The sequence below is a fragment of the Sphingobacterium sp. Ag1 genome (assembly GCF_000988325.1).
GTDB lineage: Bacteria > Bacteroidota > Bacteroidia > Sphingobacteriales > Sphingobacteriaceae > Sphingobacterium.
In genome coordinates this window covers 479,106-492,250 of record NZ_LBGU01000043.1, presented here as the reverse complement: position 1 = coordinate 492,250, position 13,145 = coordinate 479,106, and the positions used below count along the sequence as shown (strand labels likewise).

Genomic DNA, 13,145 nt, shown 5'->3' with positions numbered 1-13,145 from the left:
CAATGCTGGCGTGGAAAATGTTTTACAGCAAAGACGTTCATGTATTTTTTACATCTTACTGCTGATGCATCCACTATTTTTACTGCATTAAATACCTGAGCAGTCCGTATTTTTTTGTCACAAAATGAAACCTCTACGTTATTTACACACTAAAAATACGGTTAGCGAGCCAAGGGAAATTTTTGGGTACAGCATTTGATTATGCTTATCCAAATCGCAAAATAAAATTTAAACAACAATTGACTAAAGATATGGATACGATACACCAAAAAGCAAAAAAAATGGGATTGGAAAAAGGTTATTATCTATTACTAATGGCTATATTGGATTTACCTGTTGAAGGTCAGAAAAAATCGGACAAGAAAAAATAGAAGTGGATCAATAAAAGTAAGAGGAAAGATCAAGCCTTTGAATTCAAATAAGCTGTTGCCAAAATCTGGCTAAAGACAGCTATAATATTGAAAAGTAAAGCCTTTTTCAAATATATGAAAAAGGCCTTTAGTGGTATTTAAACTAGCAATTTTTCCTAAACTCTTCGGGACTTATTCCTTTATTTACTTTAAAAAATGTATTGAAATATGGGACATTTTCGAAACCGAGCTCAAAGGCAATTTCTTTTACCGTTTTAAAAGTATGGTAAAGTAAGCGCTCTGCCTCCAACAAAATGCGTCCACGGATGATCATACCGCAGCTCGTGGATCTCTTTTTCCTACAAATTCGATTAAGATAGTTGATCGATATATTCAATTGCTCCGCGTAAAATGAAGGATAACGCTGCTGCGCATAATGACTATCAACCAAAGATTCAAAACTCCGGACCTTATAGTCGACTTCATCCCATGTCATCCCCCCTTGATCCACCATCATATGCCTGCCTAGAATTTGGAACAGCGTAGTTAAGTAGCGTCTCAAGACACTGTTAGCACTCAATTTAAAGGAATTGTATGCGGTCTCCATCAAGCGCACTATTCGTAGGAAACCAATCGTATCTTCTTTTGATAATGTAATCTCGTGCATATACCTACTCTTCAAAAAATGAGTGTAGTTCATTACTTCCATACTATACTTTTCCCTAAAAAAAGATTCATTAAATAATATACTGTACCCCTCTATAGATGAACATGGTTGAAAACTGCAAACGCAATTTGAATTGATACTGATGATATCATGACTCCTCACAATATGTAAACGTTGATCTGCTACCATGGACAATTCGCCGCTGTTAACGAACAAAAGGCTGTAAAACGAACGTATATGCAACGTATTCTGATTAGCCTTAGCTTGCAAAAAATCTGCTATAGGCATAATAACGATTCCCTGCGAAGTGGGATCAATATCTTCTAAATTTAGAAAATCTAATTTCTCTTTTCGTATGACCATTTCTTTATGATTATTCTGTAAAAAAATATGTGTAGAATAATCAAACAATCGGCGGTCTTAAAATTTTAGGCATTATACCCCTGCACGTATCGGAGTCAAAAGCCTTTGGATACACAATATTTATAGCAGCACACACGAGAGAGCACAGCAAGATTTCTCTAATTTGCTGTACAAAGACCAATATTTCCATCCCTTTCATCTTAGCAAGTGTATCGTTCACATCCTTTTGTTCAACCGTTTTTTCACTGACGTAACAAAAACCTTTACAAGTCGCTGCGGGTTCAAAACGATTGACACAGAGATTTTGTTCGATATACGCACGATTGCATTCAAATTCAAGAAATGTCCACAGGAGATTGGTTGCCTGCAAACATATCGCCCAGGCCATTATCATACAAAACCACCATCTACTGCATAGAGATTTCATTGATCCTATCTATTTTGTGGTGCTATTACGTTCGCGCAAATATTCTAAAATGGCACGTGCCTCTTCTTGCTTCAAGCCCAAACTAATCATTGGCGAAGCATATTCCTTACTAAGTGCTTTCGCGTCGGCATCTTTCTCCAGCATGGTTGCCGGATCTAGCATCATGTTCATAATCCACTCAGGCGTACGACGTTTGATGACAGCGTCCAACGATGGACCTACCAATGTACGATCAAAACTATGGCACATTGCACATTTCGACACAAATAGTTCTACGCCCCTATTTGCAAGCTGCGCATCAAACGATTTGTGTTCGAAGGATGTAATGATCCCTATACCTTTGGGCCCCTCGGTTTTATAATCGAGCATGGTCCCAGACTCAGCTGCGGAAGGTTGCTGAGCACTATTTTCCTTCTTAACTTTTGTCGCCTCGTTTCCGCTACACGCCAGTATAGCTACAAAACCGAAACAGCCTAGGATTACGTTGATTCTCTTTTTCATTTTTATTGTTTAAGTATATTGGTAAAATAAATTCTGTTTGTATTAAGTGACCTGCACTAGATATTTTATATCATCCTGATTTGATTTTTTGCCCGCTTTCCATAGTTCGACAATGACTTCCCAACGACCAGGCATAGAAAAATTAACAGTGCCTTCATAGTAACCATTACCTGTACTTTCAGCAGCAAAATTTTCCGAAGGCCCCTGCCCCATAGAAAGCCTATTGGTTTTTAGTTTAATCACATAATGATCTAATACCGGGAAATGATGACCATCCATTTTATTCAATAGAAATCGAATCCGATGCTTTCCCTGCTTTACGCTATCAGGCAATAGGCAGGAAATAAATACGCGGCTATCGTCTCTGGTTCCAGAGCTCATTGTTCGCATGGTTGCTGCTGCAGTAACCGGAATCTTGATGGCAAGTGTATCTTTTATGCGATTATGACTACGTATCGTATGTAATTGCCACCCCTTTCCCATCTGCGGGATATCCGCCATAATAAAAACCATTGGGCCTCTATACCAGCCTTCGCCGAGCGCGACGGGATGCTCAAAGGGGCCTCTATGCTTCATACGTCCCATACTCATTTCTGGATAGAAATCAAGGGATTTGTCATTGATCGGAATTCCCGAGGTATCTCTTAAACGCAGATAAATGGTATGATATTTATTGTTGAGTTTGGCATCCGCATATACGGTATAATTGGTAACATCCCAAACAGTATCCGCTATACGGACCAGATCGGATTCCTTAGGCAGTATAAAATCTGTAGCATTCTTACCGTTCTTTTTTGAATGATCGGCGGTACAGGATGAAATTGAAAAAGCAACTGAAAATGCGAGTAGCAGTAAGATTACGCCCCCGACAGTCCCGACACGGGAATATAAATTCATATGTATTGATTTAAATCTTTTGAAAATAGACAGTACCTGCCATCAGTCAATATGCCGACAGCCCGTACGAAAAGCAAAATGATTTAAGCCAAGGGTGGGTGAAAAATAGTAAAGATTGGTCTATAAGCATAGTTTGCCTGATATTCCGGAAGTAGGGTTTCTGCCGCTGCTTCTTCAAAAAAAGTGATATCAAGGTTAAAACATTGCTGATTATTGATAAATACAAGATCGATTATACGAGATTCCAGGTTCTTTTGTTCCTTCTCCTCATGTTCACGCATTTTTTTCATCAAAATACATTGTCCTCTACAGGAAAGTGCCTTTTCATTGAATCGATTGATACATTCATTCTTAGCGATATAATCTCTGTTAAATTCAAAAACAGTCCATAGCCATACCGACGAGAAGCTCTGCAGGAGCATCAGCGGCAGTAGAATCCATATCAATTGTTTCGCTTTCATGTATCGCTAGTGCAGCAAATATACTAATTATTGACATACCAACAACGAACTGCCTCTTTTCAAAACGCTCAAATTTTTTCTAAAACATCAAGAAGTTTTAGTACATTTAACTAAAAATCATGCGCTTTGAGCAAATGAAGTTTAACCCTCTTTTAGTCATTAAATTATTACTTGGGCTGTTTATCTGTATCGGAATAGCTTTGACTATATTGATGATGGTTAATGGCAGCAAAGTTGTGGGAGCTTATGTCGTTTCTGTACTTTTCATACTATTCCCCGGTATTATCCTATACGGTATGACCCTTGGATTTCGAGTATCCGAGAAAACCATAACACAACAGATTGCCCAACAGGAAAGTGTAAGATCCGATCATAAAGGCATATCCTATCAAATCCCCTTGCTAAAAATAACCCAATTTATCTCCTGGGAAATTATCGAGACCATTATCTACAGCAACTACCACAGCGACGACCAGGCGCAGTTCAGCTTTTATCTGACACAACCGGCATTTCAAATCGCGTCAGAAAAGCCAGGATGGTTAGCGAAAGTTCTCCTACCCTTGATTAAAACAAGTAAAAAGGTCGTTATTTACGAAAATTGCATCAATTTTCGCGAAATCCCGAAAATGCTAGAAAAACATTTTTCCTCCATCAACCCTGTTGACATAAACGAAGTCCATGGAAAAGGTACACTACTGAGCTCAAAGACCACCTTAAGGAAAAATACGATTCAGATTGAAGAATACTGGAAACCAAACCCAAGTTTTGAATTTGAAAAAGTAATTTATGATCGATACAATCGAACGATTGATGAACTTAAAACAGTCAAGCAATAGCTTAAATTCGCTTTCCAACCAATTTACCGATTGCCTATCCGCGCAATCAACTACTACTACTTATAGCTATCCTATGCCTTGATAGAGTTAATTTTCATGGTGCTAGTATCTATGGCTTTTTCATTCAGACAAAGAGAGATGTCGATATGGATGCCCAAAATCGTATTCCTGACCTCCCTTTCGAAACCGAAGGGCTGTTTATGCTGGAAGCTGCTAAGAATTAAAATGCGAATTTATCCTAATAAGGCACTCCAAAAAGGCATACAGAAATCAAGTTCAATATACAGAACAAACAAAAGGCATCCATTAAATTGAGCGCCTTAATGATTTAATGCAATAATTTTTAGGCATTAGATGTGGTATAACCGATCCAAGCATGTTCATGAATCAAGTTGACGGCTTTACCTCAACGTTGAACTTATACACATTATTGAACTTATTAACATGAAGTACAACGTATTAAGACAATTCAAAGAGTTCCCTTAAAGCAGGCCTATGTTATCAAGAGACAGCCTGATAAACTTTCCGTGGAAACGAGATACGGACAGTAACCCCAATACCATGCTGATTTTCGTACTGCATAGTTCCATCAATCCGTTTGATCAAATCCTTACAGAGTGAGATACCCAATCCCGCACCATTTTTGTTTTCAGATCTTCTACGATCCCAACTATTGACAAAATTTAAATTATGCAGGACTTCCGATGAAAGTTCCTCCCCATCATTGCTGACAATAAGTTCCCATCGATCGCTCTGTTCATCGATCAATTGCAGCGTAATATTACCGCCGACTCTTCCATATTTAATGGCATTGCTGATCACATTTCTAAGTACAAAAGCAAAGATTCCCTTATGGGTATCCACCCAAAAATCCTGGCTCACTGAATTTATGATCTGTATATTGAATCGCTGGATTTCTAGGGTATAGATGCCTAATACCGCGTTAATTTGATCGCAAATATTGCAATTCTCGGTATTTTCAAGCTTATCCCGAAGTTGTGATTCAGTCCATAGCAATACCTCTTCCAACATCGTACGTGATCTGGCCACTTGTCCTTTTAAATTTAAAAAGATGAGTTTAAGATCTTCCTTATCGACTAGGGAAATATCTTCAATCCCCAATAAAATTTCGACCGATGCAAATGGTGCTCTGAGATCATGCGAGGCAATCGACAGTACTTTAGTCTTGAAACTCTCGGCAATTTTTAACTCCTCATTATAATGGTGAATACGAATTGCCTGTTCACTGAGGATACTATTGGCAGTCGTCAATTTGAGTTGCTCGACCTTTAGCAAACGGTTCTTTCGGATTAAAAAGTAGATAAGTACGCCTATCAGCGTTTTACTGATGATTATTCCAACAATAAGTAAAGTAATAATAGTTTGGCTTTGCACAATTTTCAGGTAATAAATTTATAATAATAATGACTAATGGAATATCAAAGCTAAACAATCGCGTGCTAATTAAAAAATTTACCTTAAAACAAGTCTCACTCGTTTTGGTCAATCGTTGATTTCCCCCCCAAAAAAGACCGGGTCGACATTTCCCCAGCCTTTACAAAAACTATTCCCTAATATGCATATACTTTGTATACCATCTACCCGTCTTTGCCTGCACATGTCACGCCGTTTTATTTCCCAGAAGTGGCCAATCCAAATATACCAATTTTGTGGCAACGTGTTCCCGATTTATTTACAATTGGGTATGGCTGTCATCACATCGAGCGACATATCCATCGCTTTCTTGGCCCACTTTTTCAAACTCTCAAAATCTGCTGCTTTTAAAGCCTTATTACCAAAGGTCACGGCATTAAGTGAGTAATTTTTGGCATTAGCACAGTTGCAATCCGGAATTAAACTATACGCGGAAGCTTCCTTTGCTTTGCCCACAGCGTCCTTAAGCGAAACCCTGGCATCGTCCAGTGATCCAGCCTGATAAGCTTTTTTAAAGCTTATAAACGCCATTTCAGCATAGGTGGATGCCATACTGCAACCTGTATTTACTTTTTTGTACTCTTGGGCGATTATCGAACAAGACATACTCAGTAAGAGTATCGTAAAAAAATATTTCTTTTTCATAACAAGGTATAATTATAGGGTGAGCCTAGCTTAAAACTCTATTTTATTGTTACTGTTTCTTTAATATCAAAAGAGCAATGTCCGTTGTTCAATCTTACCTTGGCAATGGCTGTATACGTCCCCGCTTTTGTGTAGGTATGACTCGCATCCCGTCCTGTAAAATCTTGCACCGTTCCATCACCAAAATCCCAACGAACAGCATTGTCAATTGTCTGCTTGCCTGCATAAGTGATGTTGAAATCAATCTTTGATGCATTTGACTCTGAAGTTTTATGAACCACATCAACCAGAATGGATTGACCGAAACAATCCACGACACTATCTTCGACCTTATCACTACATGCGGAAACTGCTATAAACCCCGAAAACAGCACCATCTTTTTAATAACTTTCATAGAATAATCTAAAAAAAACAGTTTTCTGATAAAATAACAAAATATGCGCCACAACACTTCCATTTTTCTATTTTTTTCGCTCGGCAGTAAAAAATACGCCCCAATTCACAAAAATTTAATTATTTAAAAATACAGCATAAATAAACTTTGTTTAGTATTGCAAAACTTATGTATTTTTATGCAAAATGAAACAACTAGCAACATATTACGTTTTTGATCGTGCCAATACGACGCTCACCAAAGTGAGTAAACCTATTCCACCTTTGCAAGATGGGGAAATTTTGGTCAACATACGCTATACCACATTGTGCGGTAGTGACCTTCATACCTATTGCGGGCTGCGCAGCGAGCCATGTCCTACAATTTTAGGTCATGAGATTGTGGGCGTTATCGCAGCGATATCTTCTGGTCATAGCGGGCTTGATGCGCGGGGCAATACGCTACATGTTGGCGACTTGATTACCTGGACAGTTTTTTCCAGCGACCCCAACAGTGCCAATTATCTGCCCGATATTCCACAGAAAAACGATCAGATCTACAAATATGGTCACCGCCAGATAACCGAAGCGGATGACCTTCATGGTGGATTGGCAACACATATCGTCTTACGGCAACATACCTACATACGGATACTTCCAAAAGATATCTCTCCTGCTGTAGCCGCCACCATCAATTGTGCTGTTGCTACTTCGTCCGGGGCCCTTCGCCTGGCAGGAACCATTGCAAAAAAAAACATTCATGTCGCAGGCATTGGATTATTGGGGCTGGTTAGCATTGCCATGTGCAAAGAAATGGGTGCTAAAAGTATCATCGCTTCTGACATTAATCCTGCACGTTTAGAACTCGCCAAAAAATTTGGAGCGACAACTACAATAGATCTTCGTGAAACCACATCCAGCACAGCCTTATATGGTAGAACTATTGATCGATTTATCGACATGAGCGGCTCCCCAGAAGCCATGGAGCTCGGTATAGACACCTTGGGGCTCCATGGGAATGCTGTTCTCGTAGGTGCTGTGTTTAAGCAGCGCGCTACGGGGATAGACGCCGAAAAAGTGATTCGAAAGATGCTCACGATCAGGGGGCTGCACAATTACAATTATACCGATTTCTCTGACGCTGTAGATTTTATCATCGAAAACTGGCAAAAGTATCCCTTTGAATTATTAATCGAACGTGAATTCCCACTTGCTGAAGTCAATAAAGCAATAAGCTATGCGTTAACGCACAAACCAATACGAGCAGGTTTATTCGTCCACCCCTCAACGGAGCAGCTTTAATGGAAAGAAAATTTAGAAAAGACCAGTGGAAAATGTTGTTTGTAACCATGTTTTGCTATTTATTCTTTTACACAGGTCGACACAATTTTGGATGGGCAGCAAGAGGTATTGCCAAAGAGCTAGACATCAGTTTTCAGCAAGTCGGTTGGATCAGTTTCGCAATGTTAATGGGCTATGCGATCGGCCAGCTCATCAATGGCAATCTCGCCGATCGATGGAGCCCCAAGATGATGATTGTCGCTGGTGGAGGTCTGTCCATTCTCTGTAATCTCGCCATCAGCTTTGCCAGCTCTTATACCCCTATTTTGGTTCTTTGGACATTAAACGGATACTTCCAATCCATGGCTTGGGGCTCGGGAGGTAAACTTATCTCCAATTGGTGGAGCACTTCCGAACGTGGCAAGGCTTTTGGCTTTTATACCATGGCTGCCGGAAGCTCCTCCGTTCTGACCTTTCTGATGGCCTTGGTACTCGTCCAACAGGAACAAAGCTGGCGCACCCTATTTCGCTACCCCATCCTATTTCTCGCCGGCGCATTATTGGTCTTTCTTTTTGTCGCGTACAGCGACCCTAAAAAAAAAGGCTATACTCCTGCTGACGAAAAAGAAGGAACAGCGGAACAGGAAGACGCACAAGAACAAGTTGCAGCATCAGAAAAACAAGAAAACTGGAAGCAGTCCTATCTGCATGTATTTCAGCATCGCAACTTTATGATCGCTTCGCTCGCCATTGGTTTTCAAAGTATGGCACGTTATGGCTTAATCTTTTGGGTACCGATCCACTTTTTAGGAAACAACTACAAAGAATCTTCAGGCAACATGTGGCTAACTTTACTCATCCCCATTGGGATGGCCCTTGGTGCGGTTTCTTTCGGATACATTTCAGACCTCGTCTTTAACAAAAACAGAAGTAAATCGATCGCTGCGGGTATGATGATCAGCTGCATTATTGCCCTTCTCATTTATTTGGTACCTGTTCACAATCACCTCCTGATGGGCGTACTCATGTTTACCTCAGGATTCTTTGTGTATGGTCCGCAAGCCAATTTCTGGACCCTGAGCCCAGATCTGCTTGGAACCAAACTTGTTGGAACAGGTATCGGCGTGATGAACATGTTTGCGTATGTATTTGCGGCGGTCGGTGAACCTTTATTTGGTAAGCTGATTGATTACACAGGCAACACAGCCAATATATTTCTTTTTGTTGCATTGATATGTGCGATATGCGCAACAGTCATTAGTGTTGTCCAAAACCCAAAATCAATTAAAAAACCATGATAAACCGAAAAAAATTCTTAAAAATTGGCAGCCTGGGTATTTCGGGTCTTTTAGTTCCCTCCACTTTTATCCATGCAAAAACGCGTACCGAATTGGACCAAGCTGTAACTGAGGAGCTTGGAGTTAGACAACAAAACCTTAAATTCGGTGTTATCAGCGATCTACATTACGATCTGATGCATGATGGCGACCGTCGTGCCCAATGCTTTATCGATGCAATGATCCGTGAGCAACCGGACTTTATTATTTCCTTAGGTGATTTCTGTGTTCCCAAACCGGCCAACAAAAAACTGATGGCTATATGGGCACAGTTTAAGGGTAAAAAACACTATGTACTGGGCAACCACGATACCGACGGCGGATTTACCAAGCAACAGGCCTTAGCCTTCTGGGACGCGACATCCCCCTATTATTCCTTCGATAATAAAGATTTTCATTTTGTGGTGCTGGATGGCAATGAAAAAGATCTCAATAATCGAATTGAAGGCTATGCGCGTACCATCGGAAAAGAACAATTGACCTGGCTAAAACAGGATCTTCAACAGACAAAACTCAGAACGGTTATTTTTTGCCATCAAGGGCTCGAAAATACCATGAACGGCCTAGACAATGGTATGCAGGTCCGCTATCTACTTGAACAGATCAACAACGAGGCAGGCTTTAATAAAATCATCCTTGTACTGACGGGACATCACCACCTCAATTATCATAACCAAATAAATGAGATCCACTATGTACAGATCAATAGCTCATCGTATTATTGGGCGGGCGAAACCTTTGAAAGCAAAGCTTTTGACGCAGCGTTCTATAAGGATCATAGCATCTTAAAACGAGCATTGGTCTATCAAGACCCCATATGGGCCACGGTATCTATTGCGAAGACAGACATTATAATCCAGGGAACAGAAACCGTTATGGCAGGTATTCCCCTCAATCAGACTGGAATCGATATTTACAAAGACGTCTACCCCATTACCTCGAAAGTCGACTCCCGCAAACTAATGTATTGACGTCACCATCAGGGAATATGATACTAAAATAATCCTCAGATCAAAAAAAGAAGCCGCTTTCCACAAAGGGAAGGACGCTTCTTTTACTCGACCTTTTCAGGCAGAGCAACTTTAATGATTGGGTTTCACTGTTGTTCCGCTATCGGCTTGGTTGAGGATGACCTGTTGAATCGGCAAAGCCATATCGATACCTTCATCAGCAAACGCGTTATAAATCTTGGTTAATAATTCGCTCTTGACGCTGCCACTATCTTTGGATATTCTGACCCAAAAATAGAGTTCAACCACCACTGCCTGTGAGGTCACCTGCACAAACTGCACAGCAATGCCACCTGAAGAGAGAATCTGCTGATCCTCTTCCATTATTTTTTTGAGCAGCTGAGCTACCCGTTCTAGATCTACCCCATATTTTACCTCAAGCCGAATGCAGAGCCGTTTTTTTGCACCACCTTGGCTCCAATTCATCACATGTGCATTGAGCAGATCCCCGTTGGGCATAATCAGATCGGCTCCCTCGGCTGTCGCAATTACACTGCTGCGAAACCCTATCGATTTCACTTTTCCCGATCGTCCACCTACTTCGATTAAATCGTCCACATTCACAGGCTTTTCAAAAGCAATAATCAAACCGCTCACAAGATTGTTGACTAGCGTCTGCAAACCAAAACCTATTCCTACTCCCAATGCCCCTACAATAATTCCGATCTGCTGAACCGGAATTCCCAGTGCCGAAAAGGCTAAAAAAAATCCAATCACGATAATCGTGATTCGAACGAGTAAAATCCAGCTTCCCAGTCGAAATTTGTTCTGAGCTGCCCCTTCCTTTTTCTCCCATTGGGAATCCGCAGCAAAATAGGATACGATCTTCGAAAGCACTGTTGCACAGACCATAATTAATAAAAATACCACGAGGTTATTGACAGAGAACTGATAGTTGCCCAAGCGGTGTCCAGTTTCCAAAAAATCTTTCAAGGGATCCGCGAGGAATTTGAATTCGTAGAAATTTCGGCCGAAGAGCACGAACCATCCAATAATCAATACCGCATAGAAAAAAACTGGCGCTCTTTTGCCCACCCTGTTATAATTGATATAAAATAGTCTTCTTTCCTGCTTCTGATAGACTGATGAGGCCAATTGCAATCCCTCATTGACCAATCGGATGACCCACAAAAACAAAATAAAGACCACAGCATTTGTCAATCCCGCTACAAGGAGCACTTTACTAAGGTTAAAACGACCAAAAAGATTCAGTATAATGGAAGCAAATTCCAGAAAAACCATAAATGAGATCGGAAAAAGTATCCAGCGTTCTTTTATCTCATCGCGACGTTTCTTATTACAGAGCGCAAGCAGACCCACCAGGCAGGCAAGGGCGGCAATGGCAAGAATCAACCAGCGTTCCAACCGCGAAGGCTGCAGCACCAGGTTATCCAATCCGGCAAAAATAAAAAGGATTAAAATACAAAGCCAAACCTTCATCCAATACACCGTAATTGCCGATCTAAAAACAAAAGACAAAAAAATCGAAGCAATAGTCAATATCGTGATCGTAAATACAAAAGGTGGTGACGGGAATATAAATTGCATGACACACAATCCGATCATCATTCCGCTCAATAAGGGCCTATGCAGCAACAGACTTGCCTGAACCACATTTTTATCGTTGATCTTTCTGCGCAAGACATGGACATAGATAACCACGATTACAGTCGCCAGAAAAAAGAAAAACAGCTTTCCAAGATGTGCCCTTAAATAATAGGAATAGAGCAATTTGGCTTTCACGAATGAGAAGTAAAGGATTTCGTTCATGGGCCGTTCAAATTTACTTGGGATCCAAATATTGACAAAGTTGCGGGCTATTGTTCGGCTTGAGAGCCGGTTCTGGTAATACAGAACCTCCTCCATATCCGATTCAAGCCGCGCCAGTTCCAGATTAATTTTATTCTGTAACTCTTGAACCCCATTAATTCGTTCTGCCAGTTTCAAAGTAATGGGTGCGATTTCTAATGCAATCACTCGAATCCGACTCAGATAACGGGCAAGATTAGCGGAATCCTTTGAAATAACAAAAAGTGCAGGATCATTGCTCAGTGAATCGAGTTCCAGCTGATAGTTTGTAAGCCTGTCCTGATAGCGGTCCATGTCATGCTTTAAGCTCCTCACTTCAATGGACAAGGCATTCAAAATATTAAATGTTACGGTAAGATTGCGCGAAGACTGGGCCGATCCTTTATTCTCAAAAACCCCGTCCTTGGCTATATCGTGTAAAACGATCAGTTCTTTCAAACCTAGATCCACACTTAACGAATCGAACCCCTTGCGTAGAAAAGAACGCGATTGGCTAGCCAATAACTTAACATCCTCCAGCACCCGATTTTGACGGATGGCCGCACGGTCCATCTCCAAATCCTGGACACTTCTTTTTGCCGATTCCTTAAAAAATTGTTCTATCTTGGCCACAAACCCCACACGGACCGAATCCTGAGAATTGCCCAAAAGCACTTTTGAGAACAGCATTACTAAGAAAAACGCTACAACTTTCCTGCTCATTGATTTTAAGTCTATTTTTCCTGTTAGGTATTATTTTTACAGGTATTAGCCT

Annotated in this window: 12 protein-coding genes; 4 read left to right on the top strand and 8 right to left on the bottom strand. The window is 40.6% G+C overall.

Annotated elements, in window-relative coordinates:
• Nucleotides 1-513: 513 nt before the first annotated feature.
• The 4 genes from AAW12_RS25735 to AAW12_RS25725 all read right to left on the bottom strand — a co-directional run bounded on the left by AAW12_RS25735 (nucleotide 514) and on the right by AAW12_RS25725 (nucleotide 3,666).
• Nucleotides 514-1,380 carry a helix-turn-helix domain-containing protein gene (locus tag AAW12_RS25735; protein ID WP_053003835.1) on the bottom strand — a complete coding sequence of 289 codons (867 nt, stop codon included), beginning with the start codon at nucleotides 1,378-1,380 and terminating at the stop codon, nucleotides 514-516.
• A 436-nt stretch (nucleotides 1,381-1,816) separates the two neighbouring features.
• A complete protein-coding gene (locus AAW12_RS19525) occupies nucleotides 1,817-2,308 on the bottom strand; it encodes a c-type cytochrome (RefSeq protein ID WP_046675284.1) in 492 nt (163 codons plus the stop codon).
• 42 nt (nucleotides 2,309-2,350) lie between these two features.
• Nucleotides 2,351-3,205: a FixH family protein gene (locus AAW12_RS25730; RefSeq protein WP_053003834.1), complete on the bottom strand. Its 855-nt coding sequence runs from the start codon at nucleotides 3,203-3,205 to the stop codon at nucleotides 2,351-2,353.
• A gap of 83 nt (nucleotides 3,206-3,288) precedes the next feature.
• Nucleotides 3,289-3,666 (bottom strand): hypothetical protein, encoded by a 378-nt coding sequence (locus AAW12_RS25725; RefSeq protein ID WP_053003833.1) that lies wholly within the window; start codon nucleotides 3,664-3,666, stop codon nucleotides 3,289-3,291.
• A 119-nt stretch (nucleotides 3,667-3,785) separates the two neighbouring features.
• Here AAW12_RS25725 and AAW12_RS19510 point away from each other — a divergent pair, with 119 nt between their 5' ends.
• Nucleotides 3,786-4,502, top strand: coding sequence for a hypothetical protein (locus AAW12_RS19510; RefSeq protein WP_156167708.1), 717 nt, complete (start codon nucleotides 3,786-3,788; stop codon nucleotides 4,500-4,502).
• A gap of 501 nt (nucleotides 4,503-5,003) precedes the next feature.
• Here the strand turns inward: AAW12_RS19510 and AAW12_RS19505 are convergent.
• From AAW12_RS19505 to AAW12_RS19495, 3 genes are all read right to left on the bottom strand, one after another.
• Nucleotides 5,004-5,897 (bottom strand): sensor histidine kinase, encoded by an 894-nt coding sequence (locus AAW12_RS19505; protein WP_046675282.1) that lies wholly within the window; start codon nucleotides 5,895-5,897, stop codon nucleotides 5,004-5,006.
• A 294-nt stretch (nucleotides 5,898-6,191) separates the two neighbouring features.
• Nucleotides 6,192-6,581, bottom strand: coding sequence for a hypothetical protein (locus tag AAW12_RS19500; protein ID WP_231585308.1), 390 nt, complete (start codon nucleotides 6,579-6,581; stop codon nucleotides 6,192-6,194).
• A 38-nt stretch (nucleotides 6,582-6,619) separates the two neighbouring features.
• Entirely contained in the window at nucleotides 6,620-6,976 is a 357-nt protein-coding gene (locus AAW12_RS19495) for a PKD domain-containing protein (RefSeq protein ID WP_197084105.1), read from the bottom strand.
• 185 nt (nucleotides 6,977-7,161) lie between these two features.
• Between AAW12_RS19495 and AAW12_RS19490 the strand changes: the two genes are divergently transcribed.
• From AAW12_RS19490 to AAW12_RS19480, 3 genes are read left to right on the top strand one after another with little or no spacing between them, the layout of a single operon-like run.
• On the top strand, nucleotides 7,162-8,256 hold the full coding sequence (locus AAW12_RS19490) for a zinc-binding dehydrogenase (RefSeq protein ID WP_046675279.1): 1,095 nt from the start codon (nucleotides 7,162-7,164) through the stop codon (nucleotides 8,254-8,256).
• Nucleotides 8,256-9,533 (top strand): MFS transporter, encoded by a 1,278-nt coding sequence (locus AAW12_RS19485; protein WP_046675278.1) that lies wholly within the window; start codon nucleotides 8,256-8,258, stop codon nucleotides 9,531-9,533. The genes AAW12_RS19490 and AAW12_RS19485 overlap by 1 nt, the downstream gene beginning before the upstream one ends.
• Nucleotides 9,530-10,543 (top strand): metallophosphoesterase family protein, encoded by a 1,014-nt coding sequence (locus AAW12_RS19480; protein ID WP_053003832.1) that lies wholly within the window; start codon nucleotides 9,530-9,532, stop codon nucleotides 10,541-10,543. Before AAW12_RS19485 ends, AAW12_RS19480 begins: the two co-directional genes overlap by 4 nt.
• A 111-nt stretch (nucleotides 10,544-10,654) precedes the next feature.
• On the opposite strand, the gene AAW12_RS19475 is transcribed toward AAW12_RS19480, so the two are convergent.
• Nucleotides 10,655-13,093 (bottom strand): mechanosensitive ion channel family protein, encoded by a 2,439-nt coding sequence (locus AAW12_RS19475; protein ID WP_046675277.1) that lies wholly within the window; start codon nucleotides 13,091-13,093, stop codon nucleotides 10,655-10,657.
• Nucleotides 13,094-13,145: the final 52 nt, after the last annotated feature.

Coding starts and splice junctions, on each gene's coding strand:
- AAW12_RS25735 (WP_053003835.1), bottom strand. CDS start 1,380: ATGGTCATACGAAAAGAGAAATTAGATTTTCTAAATTTAGAAGATATT.
- AAW12_RS19525 (WP_046675284.1), bottom strand. CDS start 2,308: ATGAAAAAGAGAATCAACGTAATCCTAGGCTGTTTCGGTTTTGTAGCT.
- AAW12_RS25730 (WP_053003834.1), bottom strand. CDS start 3,205: ATGAATTTATATTCCCGTGTCGGGACTGTCGGGGGCGTAATCTTACTG.
- AAW12_RS25725 (WP_053003833.1), bottom strand. CDS start 3,666: ATGAAAGCGAAACAATTGATATGGATTCTACTGCCGCTGATGCTCCTG.
- AAW12_RS19510 (WP_156167708.1), top strand. CDS start 3,786: ATGCGCTTTGAGCAAATGAAGTTTAACCCTCTTTTAGTCATTAAATTA.
- AAW12_RS19500 (WP_231585308.1), bottom strand. CDS start 6,581: ATGAAAAAGAAATATTTTTTTACGATACTCTTACTGAGTATGTCTTGT.
- AAW12_RS19495 (WP_197084105.1), bottom strand. CDS start 6,976: ATGAAAGTTATTAAAAAGATGGTGCTGTTTTCGGGGTTTATAGCAGTT.
- AAW12_RS19490 (WP_046675279.1), top strand. CDS start 7,162: ATGAAACAACTAGCAACATATTACGTTTTTGATCGTGCCAATACGACG.
- AAW12_RS19485 (WP_046675278.1), top strand. CDS start 8,256: ATGGAAAGAAAATTTAGAAAAGACCAGTGGAAAATGTTGTTTGTAACC.
- AAW12_RS19480 (WP_053003832.1), top strand. CDS start 9,530: ATGATAAACCGAAAAAAATTCTTAAAAATTGGCAGCCTGGGTATTTCG.
- AAW12_RS19475 (WP_046675277.1), bottom strand. CDS start 13,093: ATGAGCAGGAAAGTTGTAGCGTTTTTCTTAGTAATGCTGTTCTCAAAA.